The following is a 23,369-nucleotide window of genomic DNA, read 5'->3' as shown; positions in this document are numbered from 1 at the left end:
ACCTCCTGAAACAGCAATTACTGTTATAGCTACTATCAGCCCAAAAATCTTACAAGCGTAAGATTTTTGGATATTTTGCTTTTTTCGTCTATTTTTCATAGATATTCCTTTCTTCTAATTTTTTTGTTTCTTAAATCTTACGCTTGTAATATTTAAAAGTCAAGTCTATTTTCAGGAATTGTATACTCCAGATTCACCATTAGACTATCACACTTTTTCTCCTGCCTTTTAATATGCCGGGACACCGTATCCATAGATATTACTGCTTCCGATACGGTAACTCCGTCTTGCCACTTTATCCCCACTGTTGCCTTCTATGGTATTGACGGTTCCACCGCTGACACTCTCTACAATTCCAACGTGGTCAATCGTCCCATTATTTCCCCAGTCAAAGAAAATAATATCTCCTGCCACCGGGGTATAACTTCCGTCACGGAACCTACCTTTGCTTTCAAACCACTTCACACCGTCCGAACAAAGAGAAAATTTCGGAATGACTCCACTCTGAATATAACCGCTCTGGTCTGCACACCAGGACACAAAGCAGGCACACCACTCTACCCTGCCTCCAAATCCATACCATCTCCAATAAGTCGTTCCGCCTTTTCCTTCCTGCGACGCTGCCACCTGAACGATTGCCTGATTGCCGATACCTGTCGGGATTCTTCCAAATGCATAATACTGAAGCACATGTGGTACATACTGCTTGTCCCCATAACTGCTCCACCCCATTCTCTGTGCCATCATATCAGAAAATTCTGCTGCATTGGCAAGGGTATATCCACCTCTAGCTTTCGCCCATTCCAGATATCCATTTCCATAATTGTAGCTTTGCAATGCCAGTTTAATATTTTCCATATCCAGAGGATTTTTTACTCCTGCACGTTCCAGACAGCTTTTTATTTCCTGCACTCCGCAAGAAATCGAATACTCCGGATCTGTGATTCCATTCGGCTGTTTGGGATATTTTGTATTAAAACTGCCCTCTGAACACTGCATCGGGTCAAGTCCTCTCCCACCGGATTCCTGCATCATAATCGCTTTAATCAATTCCACATATTCACCAATTCCATATTGGTTTGCATACTGCCGAATTAGTGGCTCATATGCTTCTACTTCTGCACTGACAGAAGAAACCGTACTGGAATTATCCCCGCCTGTCATGCAAAGAAATCCACCAAATAAAATGACGATAATCAATATCACCACTGCAATCCAACCGCCTGCGGTCAATCCACTTAACAATGCTTTTATAGCTTCCATCAACGCTTTTATTGCATGTGTTACTGCCTTTGCTGTCGTTTTCACTGCAATCTTTGTATTCTGTGCTGTCTGTCTTGCTGCCTGCACTGCTTTTTCTGCTTTTTTCATGGAATAATGCATTGCCCGGACAGAAACATTTGCTGTCTGCTCCGATGTCTTAATACTGGTCTTTGCCGTCTGTTCTGCAGTCTTGACCGCTTTTCCAGAGGTCTTGATAGTACCTTTTCCAGTATTCTTTACAACCTGTTCCGATGCTCTCCCGGTCTTGATGGTTCTTTTATCCCGTTCAATGGTCTTAATTTTTTTGACAGCAAGTTCTTTTCCCTGCTCCTGTGCCGTTTCTCCGCCTGAAGGCGGTACTGGTCGAATTTCTTCTTTCGGCTGGTAAACTGTTTCTTCGCCTGTCGAAGAAACAGAAGCTTTCTCTTTCTTCCGTTCAATAATCTTTCCTGCCTGTCTGCGTACCTGATGCCCTGTTTCGTGAAAGATGCGGTCAGCATACTTGCTGGCCGCATCTTCTGCATAACCTACCGGATTATTCTCTCTATCACTAGATTTCTCCGTCGATTGCATGATATTTTCTTTTGTTCTGACATAGGACTGCTTAACATGGTCTGTCACTGTAACTGTCTTATCTAATACTTTAATATCCTTATGGACTTGGCGTGTTTTTATCTTACGATCCATCGCTTTTCTCCATTTGAATCTTTATCTAGCGTTCATGATTAGTTTCTTTTTTGCTCACCTGTGGCAGTTCCCGGCAGTATTCCGGGTATTTCATGCGGATTGCTTCATAAAAATATGATGCATAGCCACAATCGAACATCTCGTATGGGGTAGACAGACTTTCTTCTCCCTTCTCCACATATCCATTCCACAAGTTGAAAGCCAGTCTGGTCAATCGTGCCGAACCGCCTGTCTGCCACCCTTCATGCAATGCTTCTGGTTTAATCAAACGCTCTTTAAAATCAAACATGCGATCAACATGATTTCTGGTATCTTCAGAAATTCCCACACAATAGAAAAATGAACTGTAATAACTGTCGTGCTTTCCGCATTTAGCTAACATCTGATAAAAAAACTTTTCGTGTTCCTTTGATGAAAATCTGATTTCTGACATATTTGGCTCCTTTTCCGGCACTAAAAAACGCCACAAATTGTGACGATTTTCAGTGCCTTGCTTTTCATTATTCAAAATATTTTTAATTTTACATTCTTCCCCGGTTGATACTGTCCTCTCCCGGCTTTGTGGTCATCAGTTTATACAACCTTGTATTGGTTGGGAATCTATTGACGAACGGTACAAGCGAACTTCCATATTTCACCAGACCACAACCGGCATCTGCATTTGTGATATATCCCATTTGCTCTGTAGAAATATTCAAAAGTGTCGCCAACTTTGCTCTGTCCGGCTCTGCCTGATTAAGCATCACGATATACTCACTGTTGGAAATCATCGTACTTGCAAGAACAGAATCTAACAGATATTCCACGTTCTGTGTGATTGCTGTCGGGAATGCATTACGCTTACGAAATCTTCGCCATGCAGAGTTAAAAAATGCTCCGGAATACTCATTTTCAAATACTACATGAAACTCGTCTAAAAAAATATGGGTTCGCTTTCCCTGTTTCCAGTTCTCCGTTACCCGGTTCAACATTGCATCAGTGATTACCAGAAGTCCCATGGTCTTTAACTGTTTTCCTAAATCCAGAATGTCGTATACCATGATACGGTTATTCACATCAACATTACTTTCATGTGCAAATGCGTCCAGACTTCCATTGGTAAATAATTCTGATACCAGTGCCAAATCCTGTGCTTCCGGTTCTTCCTGTTCTAAAAATTTTTCACGCAACACCCGCAAAGTCGGCACTGCTCCGCCATGCTGATATTCCTCATAAACTTCTCCCACACATCGGTCAATAATGGAACGTTCCTTTGCATTGATTCCTTTTTTATCCAACTGTTCAAACAGAGATAAAATAAACTGTGACTTCTCAATCACTGGATCACCGCCATCTCCATATCCGTCTACCATATCCATTGCATTGATATGGTCCCGGCTTCCTGCAGCAATGCGAACCACTTCTCCGCCCATTGCTTCAACTAATGATGCATACTCTCGCTCTGGATCACAAATCAGGATATCGTCCTGCGTTGCCAGTGCCAGGAATACAATCTGCATTTTTGCATTAAAGGATTTTCCACTTCCCGGTACTCCTAAAAGGAATGAGTTTGGATTTAACAGTTTTTCTTTATTACACATGATTAAGTTATGGGAGATTGCATTTTCACCGCAATAGATTCCACCTGCGTCCATAATCTCCTGCACCCGGAATGGCATCAACACTGCTACACTCTCCGAAGTCAGTGTGCGGACTGCCGGAATCTTCCGGTGTCCGATGGGTAGTGCTGTATTCAGTCCGTCCATCTGCTGAAATTTCAGAACAGAAAACTGGCATAACTTTTTCCGTCCGATTGTCAGAAGTGTTTCCGTATCTGCATCAAGCTGTTTTTTCGATTCTGCCGTATGCACCATAGTCAGTATACCGAACATCATACGCTGGTCACGTGTGGTTAAATCGTCCATGAACTCTTTACTTTCTTTTCTCTGCTGTTCCAAATCATAAGGAATCACTGCGGAAAAGTTATTGTTGGCATTTTGGCGTCGTTGCCAGTTTGTTATATTAGTCTCCACACCTAACAAACGTTTTTCCACTTCCTGTACTGCTTCATCAGTCGGAACCGGAATCACATCAATGCTCAACATCAGATTTCGATTCATGTCGGTCAGTTCTGCTATCATATCGTCTTTGATGTAAGAAGCATACTCACGAAGAAAAAGTACTCTTCCATAACGATCTCCCATGCGGAAATAATCTTTTTCAAATTCAAAGGTATCCGGACAGATATAATCTTTAAAGCTGTGTCCTTTTCTCATATTCTCCTGAATATCAAAATGGAAACCAGATTCTTCTCCTGTACGGTAAAAATCGTGCAGAATCCGTAACTTATCTTCTCCATTTATCTCTACACATTTGGAACCCAATCTTGCAAAATGACTGTTCAGCTCTGTTGTCACTCGTGCAAAATACGTTCTGGCTTCTTCGATTGTTTTCTTATAGCAGGATACTGTCACATATTTTTCCTGCACCATGCTGTTGGAACTGGTTGCCTTATCTAAAAGCATATTGTTGTACTCTTTCCGATATAAATCCAGTCCGTCCTCCTGCATCGGAATCAGGATTGCTTTTTCAAAATCCACCTTATTCAAGCGGCGATTATTGATCGTTATTTTTGTTGTTCCACCGCAATCGAAAGAATTTAATAAATCCATATATTCCAGGAACATGGTTTCCTTATCTACTTTGCTTGCCACCGCGTAGTTGATATCTGTAAATTTATAAGTACGTGCAAATTTATTTCTCCCGATTTTAAAAATCCCGTCTGACCAGATAGTCTCGATGGGAATTACCTGCTGTACGCTTCTTGGAATTACAAATTTTTCTTTATCCTGCTTGAAAATATTACTCAGCGTTTTTATCATTCTTCTTGCGTCCCTCCTTCTTCAGACTTTCTTTCTCATATTTTTTAATGACTGGTTCTACCGCATCAAAATAAAGATTTTCTGACCGGAACACCAGTTTTTTCGGCATCAGGATTTCCGATTTAATCCATGCCCAGATAAACTGCTCCGCTGTCATTCCATGATATTTTACAAACCCGAACACTACACATGGGGCAGCTCCCAGTACACAAATCCAACTCACTGTTTCCATACTCATGTATGGGTGAAGCAAAAAATAAAGCCCAACGGCAATCCCGCAGGCTAATCCTGAAAAGATAAACTGTCTTAGGGACAATCCGAAAAAGATTGCTTCCGTGTAATCCCTGATTTCCTTGTTAATTTTTACTTCCAAAACGATACACCTCCAAATCGCACATTTGTTATATTTTTCCTGTTCTGTTACACTTTGGGTAAATGAAAGGGGGACTGACCTATGCCAATCACTGTTATGATTTCACTTGTTGTTACCGTTGCTCTATTCCTGATTTCTCTGCTGTTTCGGATTGCTGCCAGATTAAATCTGACCTTACCGCTGTTATGCTTTCTTGCTGTTTCCACAATTCTGAATCCATGGGCAGCAACTCATGAGAAACTTGCATTTGCAATCCTCTATCTGCTGACTGCCTTTTCTGTACTCAGCTGGATTTTTGCTCTGCGACGCAAATGGCAGGAACATCAATACTACAAAGCTATGAAAGATGATATGTCCTTCCAGATTTCTCGTGCCAGACAGAGAGGGATTCCTTTAGATTCTGTTCATTTCGATTCTCAGGGGAATATGCGGTATAACAACAGCAACAACATTGTAGAATAAATTTTAAGGATGCTTTCGGGCGTCCTTTTTACAATCCCATCATTTCCCTCACTACCCTGTCTGACATCTTCACCGCACCGACCAGTACCAACATATTAAAAATCAACTCTCCTATATAACTCCATACCATGGTCACTGCAGCTGCGTCCGGATCGACTACTGGCGGTGATGATGCAAATAATGAAAAAATAATGCAGGCAAGTACCACGATTGCTCCCTCCAAACACACTGCTGCGTATGATTTCAAAAAACTTCTTCCGATATTCTGGCTCGGCTCTCCTGCGAAGGAAGATAACGGAATCGGTGCAATGGCAGTATAAAGGTACAATCGAAAAAATCTTCCATATACACTCATAATCATAATGAAACTCAACACTGTAATAAACAGTCCGCCTATTAACGTTACTGCCCATAGTGGGATACTTTCAAAAAATCCACAATCTTCTACCGCTTCTATGATTTCGTCCGGTAAAACAGTATCTTCCGTACTTCCAAATCCTGCGGTCTGCATAATCGTACTGGTCACTCCTTGTATGATGTTGAATAATGCCATCATCAGCTCCAGTCCATACGTGACTACGCCTTTTGCAATCGCAAAACGTATAAATATTTTTAATGCATGTTCCGGTCTTTTTACCTCTGTAAAACTTCCACAAGTCTTGACCACTCCAACTACAAAGAAAAGCACTAACAAAGCATAGCCGATTGCCTGCAACGCTCCATGAATCTGCACAATCACCTGCCAGATACCGCCACCCTTAAAGTTTTCCGGTGACTGTGTGAGTATCTGCCAGATTTCCGCAAGTTTACTGTTCCAGGTATCCAAGGCATTTTGCAAGTTCTGTACTACCCAGTTATCTGACACGTTCTAAACACCTCCTGTCTTAGACGGAACGGTGCGGCTCCATGTGGGCCTGCACCGTCCCATTTCTTTTATTTTTCTATTCTTCTTAACCCGTAATCAAATTCAGGATTTCTTTTGCAAATGTAATGATTACACCACCTGCTAATGTTAAGAATCCATTGGCTCGCTGACTTGGATCGTGAGATTTCAGTGATAAACCAACCTGCACAATTCCAAATCCCAGTAAAATCATTCCGATAGCACGAATCAGTCCAAAGATAAATGTGGACAGATTATTGATTACGGTCAGTGGATCGTCTGCCGCAAATACAGTACTTGCTCCTGCTGTCATAATCAATACCATGACAATATACACTGCCATGGCACGTTTCATTTTTGCTGTCATTGGCAACTTCTTCGTTACTTTTATGCTTTCTTTCTTCTCCTGCTTTTTTCGCATATCTAACTTCATTTTTTGATAGCCTCCTATATATTTTTTGATTTACGCATATTTCTGGATAATTTCTTCCAAATCTTCATCAGATAATAATTCGTATCCTTCACTTTCTAATGAATCATCAGCAAACTCGTCCTCCAGACTGTCTCCCAGTGAGATACTTGCCACCGCCCGGTCAACTGCTCCATGCAGATATGGCTTTCCATTTCCATCTGTCGTAAGCCCTACATTGGGATGTTTTAAAATATCAAATTTCTCATCTAAAATTGGTCTTTCTCCACGAATAAAAAGAATCGCATATCGGTTATCCAACATGCGAACTTCATCGGGTGTCATCAGTTCCCTCCCTGTATTCTGATAATTGGTGGAATAATTCCCAGAATGTCCTGTTGATTTTCCATAGGTGTTCGTGTCAATCGTTGCCTTGCCAAGAAGTTCGCTGACATATTTATGTGTTCCCTGCTCATTGCCGCCTAAATATAAAAATTCATCACAATTTCCCATAATGCTTTCCCACTGCTTCTCAAACAATGCTTTTAACTGCGCCAGATTCTGCAAAATAATACTGACTGACACTTCTCTGGAACGCATCACAGACAGAATCTTATCGAAGTCATCAGGCAGTGAAACATTTGCAAATTCGTCCATGAGGAAATGCACATGAACCGGAAGTCTCCCTCCATATTTATGGTCTGCCAGATAGAACAACTGCTGAAATAACTGGGTATACAATATTGACACCAGAAAGTTATAACTGGTGTCGTTGTCCGGGATTAACGCAAATAAAGCCACTTTTCGCTCTCCTAGTGATGGCAGGTCTAAATCGTCCGTTGCGGTCAGTGCTGCCAGACTGGATAAGTTGAATTTCTCAAGTCTTGCGGCTAATGTTATTTGAATGGATTTTAATGTCTTGGCACTACCAGAGTGGTAATCTTTGTAATACTTTACTGCGATATGTTCCGGGTTCTTCATTTCCAACCGTTCAAACAATTCATCAAGCGGTGACTGGTACTGGTCATCGTCCTCTCTGACTTCTCCGGCACGTAACATTTCCATTACCATCGGGAAATTCTGTTCTTCTTCCGGTGCTTCATATTTCAGAAAGAAAACCAGTGCCAACAACAGCATAGAAGCTGCGGTATCCCAAAATGGATCGTTAGACTGACTGCCTTTTGGTGTAGTCGCTTTGAACAGGTTCGTCACCAATCTCTGCACATCGTTATCGTCCTTCAGATATACAAACGGGTTATAGCAATGGCTCTTTTCCATATTTATCAGGTCAAGCACTCTTACTTCATAACCTTTTTCTTCCAGAAGATACCCGGTATCTCTCAGATTTTCCCCTTTTGGATCAAGCACCACAAAAGAGGTATTCGCCTGCATCAGATTCGGCTTTGCAAAAAATCTGGTCTTTCCGGAACCGGAACCACCAATCACAACCGTCAATACATTTCGCAAATGTTTCCGCATATTGTAGCTGATTCGTACATGCATGGTCAGCAACTTATTTTTTGTAAATCGCTTCTCCCTGTATCTGCGATTGATTTTCTTCACATTCCCCCATTTTGCAGACCCATGTTCTTCACCTCGTCGGTAATGTTTCTTGGTAGAAAGATAAATCCCAATTCCCATACCGTAAGCCAGCAAAAAAATAAGGACATTTTTTACACTGTCCCCACATAACCGAATGGAAAACGGATGGTTCATTGCTTCCGGGACTCCATCCAGAATCCCCATAAGACCAGACGAAAGATAAGGTGCGACAAGTAACGCAAACCAGATAACCGGGATAATTCCAATTACCGCCAACATCAGACTGCTCTGCTCATCATCGTTCTTCATGGCTTCTGCGTCCTCGCTTTTCCTTCTCCGACGGTACTTCGATTTTCTCAATGACTTTCATTAAAACATCATCGACAAGCTCCGTATCTTTTCCCTCTTTCAGCATCTGATTCCGCTTGTCCTTTAGGGAATGGAACACTACGCCACTCTCATATTTATCCAGTTCTAACGTAATCGTATCACTGCTCATTTTGCATTCTCCTTTCCCGAATTTTTCTAGCGTGCTTCTTTTCTATGTTGTCCTCTGGATTTCTGTTCTTTCTTTTCAGGCTCTGGATTTTCTTTCTTATCTTTCACATTTTCAGAACTGTCTTGCCCGGTTTTTTCAGCCTCTGACTTTCGGTAAGTTGCATTCCGATTCTGATCCAGTACCTTTGCCATTCTTGCAGAAATTGCATTCGCTGCATCTCTGGCTCTGGAAAGTTCCACTCTCACTTCCTGAGTCTCCATTTTTTCAAAAAACTCTGGTGCATGTAAAAAATTATATCGACTGGTATCCATTCCATATTTTTTACACAACATATAAGACGCACACGATACATGAAATGCATCTTCATTTTTATCATAGTGTGGATTTCCATCCGCATATCCGGCAAATACCAATTCCGGCACAAGATTCTGAAAGATTTCCTGTGCACTCATCCCTTTTCTTACATAAATACAACCTTCTTCCGGTTTAAAAAATGCTCCTTTTTCATCCGGCATCTGTTCTGGTTCTGCTGCAACAATATTTACCGGAGGGGTACTGACTAACGCCCGGATTAAATCATGTTCTTCATATTCTGACTTTTGAATTGTAGTATCGGACATTGTTGTCTGAGAAATATCATATAGCTTTTTCGCATTATAATAATTTCCAACTGTACCATCTTCACGCTTATATGTTTTTCCTGGCTCTAAAATCAGAACTGGATTCTGTCGTTCCATACGCTTTAAATAAAATCCATGATCTCTCCAGTATCCATAGTCACCTAATTTCTGTGCATCTGGTCTTTGTGCCAGAATCAGAAGTGCATCATTGGTAGTATATCGATCAAAGGTACTCTGTACATCCAGATACTTCTGCAGCATTTTCCCATCCGTTGCCACTTGTGCGGTTACCTGCTCTGACAACTCATAGCAGCGATTCCTGTTATTTTTGCTTTCCGCAATAAATGCCTGTACCTTTTCATCCTGTGGTACAGCCGATGCATTTAATAAAGAATCAAAACTATTATCCATAAAATTTACCTCTCTTTCCCTTTCCTTGGTTTTCGTTTCTGTTGTGGCTGCTGGTGGCGAATCTGATTCCGGTCTTTATTTCCCTGATTTCTCACCGGATCATTTCTATTCTCACGCCGCTCCGCTTCTTTCTTCCTTGCATTCTGTATTTCCCGAAGTTCCTTTCTGACCGATGGTTTCTCTGGTTTTTCCGGGGTAAATAACTTAGAAGTACCCTCTGCGGTTTTCTCTTGCTTCTTTGAGGTAGGCTCGGACAGACGGGATTTGGTCGTCTTTGCCAAAGAGGGGTTCTGCTCCTTCCCCTCTTTCTTTACCGGCTCTCCAAACAACTCGTCCATAAGCTGATCCTCCTTGGATTTCTGCGGATAATCTTTCTCCGGTTCTGCCTGTCCCTGTTTTTCCTGCTGATCCTGTACCTTTTCCGGCTTCTTCTCCTGTTTCTCTGACTTTCCGGCTTTCGCTTTTTCTGCACGTGTCCGCTCAATTTCCGTCTTAATCTTCGCTGCTTCTGTTACAGATGCAAACTGGAATCTGTCTACGATACGGTTGATTCTTGGTGCATCTTCTTCCTTTACGATCACATCTATCAGTCCGTCACTGCTTCCTTTGGGATTTCGGACTGCACAATACAACACGCCATATCGTTTTGCTTCCTGCACGAACTGCTTCAGGTCACTTTCTTTCACCGAAAATACCGTCAGCGGTCTGCCAGATCTGACCATTGTCTCAAGCCTTGCCCTGCCTTTTGTCTTTTTCTTCTCTTTTAAGACGGCATACAACATGACTGCCAGATGCTTCGCACCTGTACCACTGATTTTCAATGCTGCTTCCCCAACTTCCAACGACATTCGTACCACCTGGTCAGCGGCTTCGCCTGATGTGTTCATGGCTCTGTTCCTCCTTCTTCTCTTTTTCTTCCCGCACTATCTTAAATTTTTCTTCGATTACCTTGGAACGTGCGGCGATTCCATCACAAAGTGCTGCCTCCTTTCTGAGCGTTCCAATTTTCTCTGTCAGAACTTTTATCTGCTCCTTCATTTCCTGTATTTCTTCTTCCGGTCTGTCTGCCCGAATCTTATAACGCAAGTGCTTCCGTTCCTCCGCACACTGCTCCATTTGTTTCTGTAAATGGTCTTTCAATGAAAAAAGCTGCTCCGCAGTATCAATGTGATAATGGCAAAGCAGCTTCGTTTCTTTAGAAACGGTATTCAGTTTTAATAAATCCTCCCGGAACAATACATGCACCTGTTTAGCAGATATTGACGGGCGATTCTTCGGTAGGATTCCTAAAAGATAACAGTAATGCAGATACAATCCCCGAAGTCCTCCGATTTTTCTTGTCTGCTTGAAGTTGCCGGATACCCGAATCCGGTAATGCCTCTGAACCGGAAATTTTTTCTCGGCAGGTAATTCATTTTCTTCCAGAATCCGAACCCTGATTGCTTCCAGTGAATAATTCTCTCCAAAATTCCGCTTTAACTTCAGACCACGCTCCCGCCCTTCCGGACGAATGGTAATGTCTTTCCCGAACTTAAAAGAATATCCTTTTTCCCGCAAATAAAAAAAGAACTGTTTTTCAGTCCTCGCCTTTCGGATTGCCTCGTCAACATCTGCCTTTACCATGCTGTGATAACTCGGCTTCCCATCCTGTTCTGCCTGCCACTCGGCATAATGTTTTCCTTTTCCCTGTTCTGGCTGCCTCACAACCGATAACTGGTATTCTTTACATAAACGGTCTGACACCATCCGCATATCCCGGTAATCCTGATTTGTCCTGTGGTATCTTTTCCCATCAATGAATGAAACTGAGTTCACCACAAAATGGTTGTGCAGATGATTCGCCTTATCCAAATGAGTCGCAATCAATACCTGATACTGACTGCCCCACAATTCTTCTGCCAGCTTCTTTCCAATCTCATGTGACATTGCCGGATTACATTCTCCCGGTGCAAAAGACTGGTAGCCATGAAACGCAACAATTCCGTCCTCCTTTCCAAAACGCTTTTTGACCGCAATCATTTCTTCTCTGGCGGTTGTCGGTGCACAATTCACTCCAGATACATATTGTTCCATCAGTTCTTCCGCTTCTCCGACAAGTTCCATTTCCATAGATTCAGATTGCCTCCGTCTGATCTTTTCTGCATTCACCGCATAGGTAATTACATCATTAAGTCCTTGTGTGGATCGTGATTGATTCTCAGATATTCGCCCTTCATTGTTCTCTTTCGTCTTATCCGGATTCTCCGCATAATTGATTACTTTTCCAATCCACCCCTTGATGCTCCAGATTGATGTCACTGCCATGATTCATTTTTCTCTGGAAGTATCACTGCTTCTGTAATCTTACGGACTGCTTCATTGAACTTCCGCACTTCCTTATCGTAACGCTGCACATCTACCACATTTAACACATGTGCTTTCTGTGCGATCTGATTTAAGTTATTTCCAATCTTATGCAGCTCCCGCATCATAGAATAATAATCTGGCGGCGGTGCGTCTCTTGGAACAACACCAGAAATCAACTGTCTCAGGTAAGCTTCCCGGTTCAGTCCGCTTCTCTTTACTTTCTTATCCAATGCCTCTGCTTCTTTTTTGTTCAATCGGAAAAGGATTGCTACATTACGTTTTCTCAACGCTCCATCTCCTTTACTTTCTGTATAGAATCTGGTTCCTGGCGAATCTGGTGTTTTTCTTTATCGTAACTGTAAACTCTGTCTGAGAGAACCTCCTGCCGTTCCACTTCATTTTTATTTACTTCCCGTACCATTTCACCAAGCATTTTCGGTTCCATCTCTCCATTATCCGGAACGATCAGAACTTCATGCACCGATGACGGCAAAACATAGAATCCTTCTGGGAAAAGCTGTTCCAGTTTATTTAAAACTTCTGGTTGCGTAATCATAGATGCTCCATATTGCTTTTCTACATTCGTAAGCGCATACAACATATCATGTGAACGAAGTCCAAATTCAACACTTTCATCTAATAAATTTGTTGCATCTCCTTCTTCATTAAAAATACTCAACAACATTTCGTCCATTGACTGAAGAATCGGTATATTTACAGGCTGTGTATTTACTCTTGCCTGCCGAAATATTTCCTTTGCCTCCACATTCCACATCTTAAGATGTTCATTTTTCACCTTCATAGTCGCTTTTCCATCGTCAGACTCTACCGGGAAATCCACATAACAGATAGCCGACAAATCTTCCATATTTTCATGAGGCATTTCCTGTAACATTCGTTTGTTTGCCTGCGTGTTTACAAGCATCACTGCCAGATGTTCCTTCACTGAATCATAATCCATTGGGTTGATACCGTTGTGCACAAACGGAGCATTGCCTGCTTCTTCCATGCATTTTGCAATTTCATTCATCACTTTCTCAACAGGTTCGCCCAGACGTATTTCATTGAAAAACGGCTCTACATAAACAACTGGACACACATTTTCTTCCTGTAGTCTTACCTGTACTCCTACCATCTGGACTCCATTATTTTTATTCATCTGCATTACCTGAAATTCTGCATTCTCATATTTTTCTGGGAGAAAATTCCTGATGTCCTTTGCTACACTTTCCGCAAACACTTTTTCTGCTATCATTTCTCTTGCAATCATTTCTTCTGTTCTCCCTTCTTCTTGTCCATTTTCTTTAAATATTCCTGATATCGTCTTTCTGCTTTCTTCTTGTCTTTCATTGATACTTCAACCTGCATCTTGTATCTCCTTTCTTTTTGTCTACTGAATCTTGTTAATCTGCAACAGGCACATCAACACAACTCCTATGATGCCACCTACTAATACTCCACAAATAAACTTCAACATTGTTACTTTCTCCTTTTCCATTTTCTGAGGGTTTCAGGGATTCTCCCTGACAAACTGCCGCCGGACTGACAGACAGGAAACCTGTGTGGCAATCCAAAGGCGTTGCTTGCTGGTATTGTGTATTCTTCTGCACCAGTCTCACCGTTCCGGGTATCAGAAGATTTACTTGCCGAAAAAACAATTGCTCTTTTCATTCTTTCAGTTCACACTGCCCGCAAGTTTTACACAAATATTCGCACTCTGTGCATCGTACATTTTCATCAGTTACCATGCATTCTTCACTCACCGGGCAATACTTTTGACAACTTTCACACTGCTCCGTACAGCCTTCTTCTGACACTTTCTCCGCAATAATTCCAAGTAATTCATTCTGTTCTTTTTCTTCTTTCAACTGTGTTTCCAGAAAAATTTCCAATAGATCTTCACTGTCCACATCGTCTTCCATCGTCAAAATCAGCTCTTTCTTATACACGACATTCAGCTCATATCTTGCAATTTTCATATCTTTTTTCACCTTCTATCTCTCATATTTTTCATGACCAGACATATTCTTTTTCATGCTTTTTTCTCTCTTTGTAATTGCCAGATTTAACTTGATGCAGAGCAGATCGTTGTAATCTTTTCCTTGTTTTGGTGGTACATCTTTTATCTGATATTGCTTCGGAAGTACTGTAGAAATTGCTTTTGTGGCAAGTCTTCCAATACGGTCATTATCCAAATGCAGAACGATTGTCTTCACCTCTGGATGCATTTTTAATGTCCTGGCCAACGCTGCAGGGACTTTACTTTTTTCAATTTCTTTTGCTGGCTGATAGACACCTGCCAGTGACAATAAATGTTCTCTCCTCCACTCTTTCCCGTCTAATTTCTGCAACGTCGCATAGGATAACAAATCAATGGCTGACTCAAACAGATGCACCGTATCATTGGATTTCTCTGCAAAAATGGAAAAAGAATAATTCTTATCGCTTCCATTTGCTTCTCCTATAAAGCTGGTTCCGATTCCTCTAAGAGCTGCATATTTCGGATTATCTTTCTCATCCATCCCTACAAACACTACGTTATGATGAAATGCACTTTCATAAACTCTTCCGGACTCCAAACAAAACTGAATGATTTCCTTATCAATCCCACGTCCTAAAAGATACGCAATCACTTTCTGATCATCTTGATTTTTCTTTGGCAACAGTAACTGTTTCTCCATCGGAACATTCTCAGATACAGAAAGAGGCGGCTGAATATTTGCCCGTTCTGCAAGCATTTCAACCGCCTCTAAAAAACTGTATCCTCTTACTTTGATCAGATAATCCAGTGCTGATCTGCCACCGGTTCTCTGACTCCACCACATCCATTTTCCATTTGATATTTTCAAACTATCGTGTGTTCTGGTAGTGTAGGTGTTGCCAGAAAAGTGAACCAATTCGTATGGTTCATAATTTTTCAAGTACGTAAGCAAATCCATCCGCTTGACCTCCCGCACGACCGATGGTGGTATATATGGCATAATTTTCATCTCCTTTCCTGCCTTAGATTGATATTATTGGGGATAATATCCGGGCATGAAAATAGCCAGGCGATTCCTTTGGGTGGAACCATCTGGCTATGTAAATTTACTTTTACTTTTTTACTATCTCCTCAATCAAAACATCTATTCTATGCCTTGACATATTATCGCAGTCTTCTTTTAATTCTTCACAATACTGTAAGAATTTTTCAGCATCTAAATGATACAAAACATACATTATATTATAACACGTATGATATCTATCTTCATCTACATCGTCTACCGGAAAAGAAATTCTATTATACAAATCATCTCCATTTGTCATGATAACGTCATGATAATAACTGCTATCTAATTTATTTCTAAGTTTATATGAATACTCATAAGCCTTTTTCCCACGAGTTGTGTTTTTCAAATATCTTACATATGTCTCTATCGAAAATTTTATCATTTCTTTATTTTCTTCTTGATATATTCTTTTTATCTTTTCCGATGATATATGAAATAAATCATACGAATAAGTTAGAATTTCTTCTTTTCCGGATAAGACAATTTCTTTCAACATTTTATTTAAAATTTTCCTATATTCTGATAAAACACTTTCATTATTTTCCTCTAAAATATCACTCCAAACAACATATGAATCTGCAAATTGATTTAATTCTGCCAGATTCTTTGCTTCAATCATTTCTTCCCTTAAAGTGGGCAATACTCTCCTTATCTCCTCATCTGACTTATAATAATTAGACTTACCTCCCGAATTAAGAAATAGCTTGTATTCAGCATCCAATTGGTCTACATTTAGTACCCCTTCTTCATAATATTCCAATAGCATTTCTACTAAATTTCCACTGCATTTTATTCCATAAAGATATCTTCCAATTCTATGCTGTAGTGTATTTCCAATAGTACTTACCATTTTTTCTACAGAATCGGTATTATTGGAATTAGCTTCTTTATAATACAAGTTATCTATACTCTCAACAACAATAGCAAAACATATCAACCTTAATTCTTCTAAAAATTGCTCACTCATATCCCTTTTACAAAACAATTCTACATCTTCAAAAAATCGTTGAGCCTTTTCAAGTGTCCGTAAATTTTCTACTTTATGAATATTCAAGAATTTTTCAACAAAGTCTGCATGGATATTCATTTTACTCCATGTCACTTTCTCTGCACGTTCTGTAATATGATATATTCTTTCAATGACCTTTTCATTATACTTTTCAAATACAACTTTTTTGTCCGATTGTATTTCATCTGTATTCGCAATCACAATAACTTTTACATAATTACATTGCTTGAGTTCTTCTATAATTCCAAATATATCTTCCAAATTTATGTCATCACTCATTCTTTCCAAGTCATCTATTACAATAATATGAACAGAAGTAAACTCTTTTGACAATAATAGAAACATTTCTCTTTCATTGACTATACTTTGTACTGCTTCCTTTGTCTGACCAACTTTATCCCAGATTTTTGATGCGCCATCTAAAATATTATTAGCTATTTCACCTATTTTCCCACCAATATTATTCTTTAAAGCCAATTGAAATAAAGCTTCATGATATATTTGTCTAGTGTCTTTCAAACCAAACATTGATATTTTACAAACATTGGGATTTGCTTCTAATGCCTCATTTACCGCATAAGATTTTCCAATTCCCCATGTTCCATCAAATAAAATTGCTCTATACGGTAGATGATCTATGTCACTGATTATATTTTTTATATTATCTGCTTTCATACTGTATCTTTCCACCCCTATTTTTCATCTAACAACTTATTTTCCATCATCCTTCCGAATCTCATCAATAATCCGACCTATATTACACGTAATCTGTCTTTTACACTGATGAATATCTTCATTGATTTTCTTTTCCTGCTCAATAGCAATCTCTATATTCTTCGCCAGTTCTCCAATTGCAGAATTCTTTTTGGGATTGATTCCTGTTCTGGCAAGTAACAACTTATAGATAAATGTCTGATGTCCATCTTTTTCATTCTGGATAATCTGTTCAGCATTTGGCTCAATATCATCTTCGTATGAATTTTCATAATGTAACAACAGAAATAATTCAAATGCCGGATTACTAACCGCTAATATATTCTTCTTTTCACCTTCAGCTACCAATTCATCATAATCAAGTACCTTCTCTTCAAAAATGTCTCCATCAAATACAACAATCATCTTATCCCGTTCTTTATCAAACGCTATTTCTGGATTTTCTTTCTGATTTTCTGCAAACTCAATCAAACGTCTTGGAAATGAAATGTTCCTGTCTCCCTCTGTTTTTTCAAGTAACCGGATATCGATCAATGGATGAATATTTAACTCTTTTCGGATATCAATTAACTTTTTGAAATACCATGTTTCAGTATTTGCACCCTCACATATGAAAAAGTACTTACGATAAGGCTCAATCTGTTCTTCTTCATCTGTAGTTCTACTATTCCAATTCGTATAACTTCTTACTGGAGCCAAGGCTACTCCTCCTCTCTAAAGTCAAATGTTGAAAATACTGGTATCGCACCATACCTGCCTTCCAGATATGCCTTGCTCAACACTTTATCATACCTCTCCTTGAAACGATCTAAGGAATAAATAGAGCTTGCATTTTCTGCGTTACGTTCTACAAACCAGATTTCATCCCTTCTAAAAATAGCCTGATCCATAATGGATGATTCATGTGTAGTGAACAATAGCTGCATACGCTGCTCATCATGTAGCTGCATAAACAATTGCAAAAATCGTTCTGTCAATTTCGGATGTAAGCTTCTCTCCAATTCATCCACAACATAAAGAACATCTTCTCGTTTATTCAACAGCATATCCATCAAATCGAATAATCTTCTTGTTCCATCAGACTCTTCATCAAAACCGAACTCATAAAATGACTTATTATGATGCAACCGGATTGTTGTGACCTTCGGTTCAGAATGTCCTTCAACTTCGATATTAAAGAAAGTTTCCTTCGACCTCATCGTCATTCTGAATGATGGTTCTTCCTGCTCTTCCATTCTATTTTTTACATGCTGCATCATCTTATCAAATACTGATTTCGGCAATGCATTTGATAACTCATCCAATGTAATTTCTTCGATTTTTACCTGACTAATACCCGTATCAAATGTTTTGATCAATTTATTAATCAGCTTCAACGAATTGTCATCATAGTAGTACTCCAGATCAATCAACGGGGTATCCGGTGTGATAATCGAAATATGATTCTGAATCCAGTCATATACATCCCGGAAGAACAGTAATTTTGATCGTGTGCTATATTTTTTCCCACGATTCATTTCCGTCAGGAACAAAGATGTTTCATTTCCTTCAAAGTCATCTGCATAAGTTTCAAATTTGTTTTTTTCTGTATTTGTCAAAGTAATGCTCTCATTTAACACCGGACGTTTACTTCCTTCTCGTTCAAAGAGACATTTTGCTGAACCGTTCTGATATAATTCATATAACCATTCTCCGGTTACTTTTCGTCTGCTTAAAACTGCAGAAAAACCATAGGCATAAAATTTGTCACCTACAGTAATCTGAATTTCAAAACTACTTTCTCGTTCCTTATTCTCCTGCCGATTCTTACAAAACATCTGTGTAGCTTCTATCGGAATACCATTGCAGACACTGTCTTTAAAAAATTTAAAGAACAATGCCAGATTGGTCTTTCCAGATGCATTTGCTCCATAAACGACTGCATATTTTAATAACTGGGTACTTTTTATCTTTAACCTGTGATTTGCATTTGTTCGTATTTTATTTGAGGAAATCATTGTCAGCTCTGCTGCTTTATCAAAAGATTTAAAATTTTCAACACTTACTTTTACTAACATTCTTATACACCTCCACCTTTATTATATGTTTTGCTCTTCTCTCAGTCAATGTGATTTTTTCTTATTTAGAGATTTTTTCGTTATATATTGTTTCTTTTTCTATTTTTAACAATTTTATTTTGAGTTATGCATATAATATCAATGTATAAGTCAGCTTTTTGTAGCGACACTATTTTACTAATGCCGCTACATGAAATATTACAATAAATAAAAACTTCTAATTCTTTTTTCTTCTATCTCTCCCAATCCATCCTTCCTGTCACATTCAACATCTTTTCTTCTCGGAAGCTGAGCATCTTTCCATTAGTTCCACCGACAATGATATGATCCAGCAATTCTATCCCCAGTAGCTGTCCGCACTTCTGCAGCTTTCTCGTAACAATCATATCCTCTTTTGACGGTTTCACATTGCCACTGGGATGATTATGAAGTCCAATGATTGCAGAAGCATTTGCCAGAATACTGCTCTTAAAAACTTCTCTGGGAATTACCAAAGATGCATTGATTGTTCCAACACTGACCAGATTCATATTGATTACCTGTCCGTTATTTTTCATATTCAGGATACAAAATACTTCTCTATCATATTGAGATAACTCCTTCGCCATCAATTCTACAACAGCCTGTGGACTGTCCAACGTCTGCTCACTATAAAGAGACGGCTCTTTTACCAGACGGATATTCACAACTTCCAATTCATTCTCCATCCTTCTGATCTCCTTTTGGAAATTCTACAACAAAAAAAACATTACTCTCTGAAGATTCCACATATGATTTCAATTGTGATAATGTCATTTCCAAATATTTAGGTTGTTCCACCATAATCTGCTCCTTTCGTTTCTTCCCTTGCTTCTGTTTTCTCTGACAAATAGCTTATCACTTTGTTTGCCTTAATGCTTTTCTGCAACTCACTGATAATGAACAGATCTGCTACATTCACTCCAGGCAAAGCAAGCATCTCATCCATCGTCATATTGACAATCTCTTTTTCCGTTACGTATCCGGCATCAAATAAACGCTGTAATACTTTTATTGCTTTCTGATTCTTTCCCATTTCAGCATCAAAGGGCAGCATATCGCCGCCCTCTGTTTTACTCCTCCTCTTCTTTCTTTTCTTCAATTCCTAATCTCTTAACCTGTTTCTTTTTATTCCAGATACGAACTCCTGTGATTCCGGCTGCTGATAATACCAGAATGGCTATCCATAAAGCTGCATTTGCTGTATCTCCTGTTTTCGGAGGGTTACTGGTCTTTGTAGTAGTACCCGGTGTCTCTGGAGTTGCTGTTTCCGGTACTTCTTTGATGGTTACAGTCTGACCTTCATCGTTGATGTCCTTATGCTCTGTTACCTTTTTCGGTTCTTCCGGATTTGTCATATCATACAGTTCTTCAAAGGTTACAAGCTGCTTTCTTCCAAGCGTGCTGCCGTCGAAAGTAAACTCAATCTGCACTTCCATGTTTTCCTTGTCCGCTGTAAATTCATAATCATTGGTAACTTCTTTGCCATCAATGAGCAGCTTTTCATTTTCTGCCTTAACCATCTGCCAACCAGACAACTTGTAGTTCGTACCGATTTCCAGTCCTTCTAAAGTAACCGTATCCACAATCGTCAGATCTTTTCCGGCTTCGATTTCTTTCTTACCATTCTTATCAGTTGCTGTGGTATGAATCAAAATCTTTCGCTCGGTAATCAGGACTGTCTGACCTTCATCATCAATGTCCTTATGCTCTGCAACTTTTACAGGTTCTTCCGGATTCTTCAGATCGTATAATTCTTCAAATGTAACCAGATTCTGTCCGCCAAGTTCTGATGCATCAAACATATAAGAAATTTCTACTTTCATTTTTTCATTGTCAGCAACAAAGGTATAATCACTCTCCACACGCTTTCCATCAATGAGCAGTTCTGCATTTTCCTCTTTCAGCATCTGCCAGCCTTTTAACTGGTACTTTCTGCCTTCTTCCAGACCGTCCAGCGTAACCGTATCTACAATCGTTACTTTCTTTCCTGCAACAATTATTTTTTCGCCCGTTTCTTTATCCGTTGCTGTTGTATGAATAGTAATCTCTTTTTCATACTCATCGGTCAGTGTTCCAAGGTCGATTGTTACTTTATTTCTGCTGACAACAACTTCAAATGCTGGAATCAATTTCATACCTTTGTTGGATTCACAAGCTAACTCCTCAATCTCATAAGTGTCATAAAGTAATGCACCTTTACTGTCATCCGGCTCAGAAGTTCCGAACCAGATTCCGTCCTCACTGGATTTCCCGGCATTTGTATTTCTCTTATGAGATGCCCAATTGGAAGCAGTTGAAAACTGACCGTTCTTATCTGTCACTACGATATGGCTCTCTCCGGTTGTTTTACTTGTAATCTTAAAAGGAACATTTGCAAGCCTCTTATGTGTACCTGCTCCAATCTTTACTCCTTCTAAATCTCCACGTTTAATCTGGTTGTAAATGGAATGGCTTTCGTCTGTTAAATCTACGATTTTTCCATTTTCCGTAATCGAAAATTCAATCGCTTTTGCCCCGTCAGTCAGATAACCTTCCGGTGCTTTGGTTTCTTCCAGTTTGTATTTACCATACGGAAGTAAATCTGCCGTCGTTGTTGCAATTCCGTCAATCCCTGTCTGAATCGTCTTAACTGTCTCGTTCTTTTTGTATAGCTTTCCTTCTACCAGAACCGAATTTTCGTTCAAAGAAATAATTGCAAATGCAGTATCTTTTAATGTGGCACTTCCCTGTGCTTTGGTATCTTTTGTCTCTAAATCACGTTTCTGAATCTTCACACCACCTCGGATTACCTGGTCAGATACGGAATACTGGTTTCTTCCGGAAAGAACTGCAAGTTCTCCGTCCTCTGTGATCTGTGTCAGATACATTCCTTTTATCTGTTCTGTACTGTCTCCTGCCTGCATATAAGCTCCGTCCAGTAAATATCCGTCTGGTGCTTTTGTCTCCTCAACAGTCAGTGTTCCAAGTGGTAATACACTTTTTTCATTCTGAATGTAAAATGCATCTCCCGATACTTTGTAAGCATCTGACAGTTTTGTCACATAATGAATACTTCCGTCACTGCTCTTTTCTGCCACCGTTTTTGTAACCCAGGTACGTGTTGCTTTCTCTGGTAAGTTATCTTTTGTATAAAATCCGTCATAATAATGCCAGGTAAACTCTGCTCCTGACAGTGCTGCATTTCCCTGTGCGGTTGCTTTTCCTGTCTCCATATCAATCTTGAACAGATCTACCAATGTCTCTGTTACTTTCGGAACATCGGAAACATTTAATACGGCTGTTTTTCCGGCTTCAACTTTCAGACTGCGTACTGTCGTATCCAGCTTATATCCTTTCGGTGCAGAAAGCTCTTTGATGTAAACAGTCCCTGCAGTTACTTCAACTTCATTCGTATCGCCATTTTCATTTGTTGTAAGTGTTCCAATCTGATTACTACAATTCTGGTCTAAAAATATGCCAAAGGTTGCTCCAACAATGGAATACATCGCATTTCCATTTGTGACAATCTCATTTGCAGTTGTCTTTTTTACCTTCGCATTTCCGACATTCAGTTCTGCCCAAAACTGTCCAAGATCCTGTCCTTCACCAGTATAGATATATCCGCCACATTTATAGCGACCTTTGTTTGCCTGTACAAATGCTCTCACTCCTGCATACACTTCATTCTGAATATCCTGTGAAATCTCAGAATATGCAGCTCGGACATTATCACACTGCCAGCCTAAATACTCACTCAGTCTCTGCCATACCACACACTGTTCCAACAGATATCCCTGATTCGCATTCAGGTTACTGTGACTGCTCCTATACTGCTTTACATATTCCAATGACAATGCCACATCTTCGATCTGTGCAGCACTCATACTGGCACTTGCATCGTGTCTGGTTTTATATCCATTTTTAAATCCGGTGTTAATATCTACGCAATAGGCTGTTTCGCCCTCTACTCGCATGTGACCTTCATTGAATGTAGAATGAATGGTTCCATCATTCATCACATGTTCAATATATCCGACTCTCTCTGAGGATTCCGTCCAATACTGTGTTTCCGCTGCCTGAACCGATGTAGTCGGTAATGCGGTTAAAATCGTGGTCAGGGCAAGAATCCCTGTACACACTCGTTTCCATATCTTCTTCATTTTCTACAATTCCTTTCTTTTCA

23 protein-coding genes are annotated in these 23,369 nt (G+C 39.8%); 1 reads left to right on the top strand and 22 read right to left on the bottom strand.

Going from position 1 to position 23,369, the window contains the following annotated elements:
* Positions 1-228 precede the first annotated feature (228 nt).
* The 4 genes from LI149_RS12980 to LI149_RS12965 form a co-directional block, all read right to left on the bottom strand.
* On the bottom strand, positions 229-1,950 hold the full coding sequence (locus tag LI149_RS12980; protein ID WP_028087879.1) for a lysozyme family protein: 1,722 nt from the start codon (positions 1,948-1,950) through the stop codon (positions 229-231).
* 25 nt (positions 1,951-1,975) lie between these two features.
* Complete coding sequence (locus LI149_RS12975) at positions 1,976-2,383, bottom strand: DUF6075 family protein (RefSeq protein WP_028087880.1); 408 nt, start codon at positions 2,381-2,383, stop codon at positions 1,976-1,978.
* Between the two features lie 88 nt (positions 2,384-2,471).
* Entirely contained in the window at positions 2,472-4,811 is a 2,340-nt protein-coding gene (locus tag LI149_RS12970; protein ID WP_021740708.1) for a VirB4-like conjugal transfer ATPase, CD1110 family, read from the bottom strand.
* On the bottom strand, positions 4,792-5,184 hold the full coding sequence (locus LI149_RS12965; RefSeq protein ID WP_021740709.1) for a PrgI family protein: 393 nt from the start codon (positions 5,182-5,184) through the stop codon (positions 4,792-4,794). Before LI149_RS12965 ends, LI149_RS12970 begins: the two co-directional genes overlap by 20 nt.
* 81 nt (positions 5,185-5,265) lie before the next feature.
* Between LI149_RS12965 and LI149_RS12960 the strand changes: the two genes are divergently transcribed.
* A complete protein-coding gene (locus LI149_RS12960; RefSeq protein ID WP_227143451.1) occupies positions 5,266-5,646 on the top strand; it encodes a hypothetical protein in 381 nt (126 codons plus the stop codon).
* Positions 5,647-5,674: 28 nt separating this feature from the next.
* On the opposite strand, the gene LI149_RS12955 is transcribed toward LI149_RS12960, so the two are convergent.
* From LI149_RS12955 to LI149_RS12870, 18 genes are all read right to left on the bottom strand, one after another.
* Positions 5,675-6,511 (bottom strand): hypothetical protein, encoded by an 837-nt coding sequence (locus tag LI149_RS12955; protein ID WP_005342520.1) that lies wholly within the window; start codon positions 6,509-6,511, stop codon positions 5,675-5,677.
* 85 nt (positions 6,512-6,596) lie between these two features.
* A complete protein-coding gene (locus tag LI149_RS12950) occupies positions 6,597-6,962 on the bottom strand; it encodes a glutamyl-tRNA amidotransferase (RefSeq protein WP_117687482.1) in 366 nt (121 codons plus the stop codon).
* A gap of 30 nt (positions 6,963-6,992) precedes the next feature.
* On the bottom strand, positions 6,993-8,789 hold the full coding sequence (locus LI149_RS12945) for a VirD4-like conjugal transfer protein, CD1115 family (RefSeq protein ID WP_227143450.1): 1,797 nt from the start codon (positions 8,787-8,789) through the stop codon (positions 6,993-6,995).
* On the bottom strand, positions 8,776-8,979 hold the full coding sequence (locus tag LI149_RS12940; protein ID WP_006426173.1) for a hypothetical protein: 204 nt from the start codon (positions 8,977-8,979) through the stop codon (positions 8,776-8,778). The genes LI149_RS12945 and LI149_RS12940 overlap by 14 nt, the downstream gene beginning before the upstream one ends.
* Positions 8,980-9,005: 26 nt before the next feature.
* A complete protein-coding gene (locus tag LI149_RS12935; protein WP_175306060.1) occupies positions 9,006-10,010 on the bottom strand; it encodes a hypothetical protein in 1,005 nt (334 codons plus the stop codon).
* A gap of 5 nt (positions 10,011-10,015) precedes the next feature.
* Positions 10,016-10,897, bottom strand: coding sequence for a DUF3801 domain-containing protein (locus tag LI149_RS12930; RefSeq protein WP_175306059.1), 882 nt, complete (start codon positions 10,895-10,897; stop codon positions 10,016-10,018).
* Complete coding sequence (locus LI149_RS12925) at positions 10,872-12,314, bottom strand: relaxase/mobilization nuclease domain-containing protein (RefSeq protein ID WP_175306058.1); 1,443 nt, start codon at positions 12,312-12,314, stop codon at positions 10,872-10,874. Before LI149_RS12925 ends, LI149_RS12930 begins: the two co-directional genes overlap by 26 nt.
* Entirely contained in the window at positions 12,305-12,643 is a 339-nt protein-coding gene (mobC, locus tag LI149_RS12920; RefSeq protein ID WP_005342758.1) for a plasmid mobilization relaxosome protein MobC, read from the bottom strand. Before mobC ends, LI149_RS12925 begins: the two co-directional genes overlap by 10 nt.
* Complete coding sequence (locus tag LI149_RS12915; RefSeq protein ID WP_227143449.1) at positions 12,640-13,626, bottom strand: DUF5688 family protein; 987 nt, start codon at positions 13,624-13,626, stop codon at positions 12,640-12,642. Before LI149_RS12915 ends, mobC begins: the two co-directional genes overlap by 4 nt.
* Positions 13,627-13,746: 120 nt before the next feature.
* A complete protein-coding gene (locus LI149_RS12910; protein ID WP_081646542.1) occupies positions 13,747-13,854 on the bottom strand; it encodes a DUF3789 domain-containing protein in 108 nt (35 codons plus the stop codon).
* Between the two features lie 169 nt (positions 13,855-14,023).
* Entirely contained in the window at positions 14,024-14,335 is a 312-nt protein-coding gene (locus LI149_RS12905) for a hypothetical protein (RefSeq protein WP_029731821.1), read from the bottom strand.
* Between the two features lie 15 nt (positions 14,336-14,350).
* Positions 14,351-15,337, bottom strand: coding sequence for a DUF3991 and TOPRIM domain-containing protein (locus LI149_RS12900; protein WP_227143448.1), 987 nt, complete (start codon positions 15,335-15,337; stop codon positions 14,351-14,353).
* A gap of 112 nt (positions 15,338-15,449) precedes the next feature.
* Positions 15,450-17,090 (bottom strand): KAP family NTPase, encoded by a 1,641-nt coding sequence (locus LI149_RS12895; RefSeq protein ID WP_227143447.1) that lies wholly within the window; start codon positions 17,088-17,090, stop codon positions 15,450-15,452.
* Positions 17,091-17,126: 36 nt separating this feature from the next.
* Positions 17,127-17,828 (bottom strand): RloB family protein, encoded by a 702-nt coding sequence (locus LI149_RS12890; RefSeq protein ID WP_227143446.1) that lies wholly within the window; start codon positions 17,826-17,828, stop codon positions 17,127-17,129.
* 2 nt (positions 17,829-17,830) lie between these two features.
* Complete coding sequence (locus tag LI149_RS12885; RefSeq protein WP_055157265.1) at positions 17,831-19,186, bottom strand: ATP/GTP-binding protein; 1,356 nt, start codon at positions 19,184-19,186, stop codon at positions 17,831-17,833.
* A 233-nt stretch (positions 19,187-19,419) separates the two neighbouring features.
* A complete protein-coding gene (locus LI149_RS12880; protein ID WP_006426187.1) occupies positions 19,420-19,893 on the bottom strand; it encodes a JAB domain-containing protein in 474 nt (157 codons plus the stop codon).
* 98 nt (positions 19,894-19,991) lie between these two features.
* On the bottom strand, positions 19,992-20,306 hold the full coding sequence (locus LI149_RS12875) for a hypothetical protein (RefSeq protein WP_117890400.1): 315 nt from the start codon (positions 20,304-20,306) through the stop codon (positions 19,992-19,994).
* On the bottom strand, positions 20,278-23,346 hold the full coding sequence (locus LI149_RS12870; RefSeq protein WP_118471071.1) for a VaFE repeat-containing surface-anchored protein: 3,069 nt from the start codon (positions 23,344-23,346) through the stop codon (positions 20,278-20,280). Before LI149_RS12870 ends, LI149_RS12875 begins: the two co-directional genes overlap by 29 nt.
* Between the last annotated feature and the right edge of the window lie 23 nt (positions 23,347-23,369).

The sequence above is a fragment of the Dorea sp. 210702-DFI.3.17 genome (assembly GCF_020560825.1).
GTDB classification, from domain to species: domain Bacteria; phylum Bacillota; class Clostridia; order Lachnospirales; family Lachnospiraceae; genus Dorea; species Dorea formicigenerans.
The sequence above is the reverse complement of the archived record's forward strand: the minus strand, read 5'-3'. Positions and strand labels throughout refer to the sequence as shown.

Bases quoted from the DNA above. Each gene is read 5' to 3' on its own strand.
- LI149_RS12980 (WP_028087879.1), bottom strand. From the start codon at position 1,950: ATGGATCGTAAGATAAAAACACGCCAAGTCCATAAGGATATTAAAGTA.
- LI149_RS12975 (WP_028087880.1), bottom strand. From the start codon at position 2,383: ATGTCAGAAATCAGATTTTCATCAAAGGAACACGAAAAGTTTTTTTAT.
- LI149_RS12970 (WP_021740708.1), bottom strand. From the start codon at position 4,811: ATGATAAAAACGCTGAGTAATATTTTCAAGCAGGATAAAGAAAAATTT.
- LI149_RS12960 (WP_227143451.1), top strand. From the start codon at position 5,266: ATGCCAATCACTGTTATGATTTCACTTGTTGTTACCGTTGCTCTATTC.
- LI149_RS12950 (WP_117687482.1), bottom strand. From the start codon at position 6,962: ATGAAGTTAGATATGCGAAAAAAGCAGGAGAAGAAAGAAAGCATAAAA.
- LI149_RS12945 (WP_227143450.1), bottom strand. From the start codon at position 8,789: ATGAAGAACGATGATGAGCAGAGCAGTCTGATGTTGGCGGTAATTGGA.
- LI149_RS12940 (WP_006426173.1), bottom strand. From the start codon at position 8,979: ATGAGCAGTGATACGATTACGTTAGAACTGGATAAATATGAGAGTGGC.
- LI149_RS12935 (WP_175306060.1), bottom strand. From the start codon at position 10,010: ATGGATAATAGTTTTGATTCTTTATTAAATGCATCGGCTGTACCACAG.
- LI149_RS12930 (WP_175306059.1), bottom strand. From the start codon at position 10,897: ATGAACACATCAGGCGAAGCCGCTGACCAGGTGGTACGAATGTCGTTG.
- LI149_RS12925 (WP_175306058.1), bottom strand. From the start codon at position 12,314: ATGGCAGTGACATCAATCTGGAGCATCAAGGGGTGGATTGGAAAAGTA.
- LI149_RS12915 (WP_227143449.1), bottom strand. From the start codon at position 13,626: ATGATTGCAAGAGAAATGATAGCAGAAAAAGTGTTTGCGGAAAGTGTA.
- LI149_RS12910 (WP_081646542.1), bottom strand. From the start codon at position 13,854: ATGGAAAAGGAGAAAGTAACAATGTTGAAGTTTATTTGTGGAGTATTA.
- LI149_RS12905 (WP_029731821.1), bottom strand. From the start codon at position 14,335: ATGAAAATTGCAAGATATGAGCTGAATGTCGTGTATAAGAAAGAGCTG.
- LI149_RS12900 (WP_227143448.1), bottom strand. From the start codon at position 15,337: ATGCCATATATACCACCATCGGTCGTGCGGGAGGTCAAGCGGATGGAT.
- LI149_RS12895 (WP_227143447.1), bottom strand. From the start codon at position 17,090: ATGAAAGCAGATAATATAAAAAATATAATCAGTGACATAGATCATCTA.
- LI149_RS12885 (WP_055157265.1), bottom strand. From the start codon at position 19,186: ATGTTAGTAAAAGTAAGTGTTGAAAATTTTAAATCTTTTGATAAAGCA.
- LI149_RS12880 (WP_006426187.1), bottom strand. From the start codon at position 19,893: ATGGAGAATGAATTGGAAGTTGTGAATATCCGTCTGGTAAAAGAGCCG.
- LI149_RS12870 (WP_118471071.1), bottom strand. From the start codon at position 23,346: ATGAAGAAGATATGGAAACGAGTGTGTACAGGGATTCTTGCCCTGACC.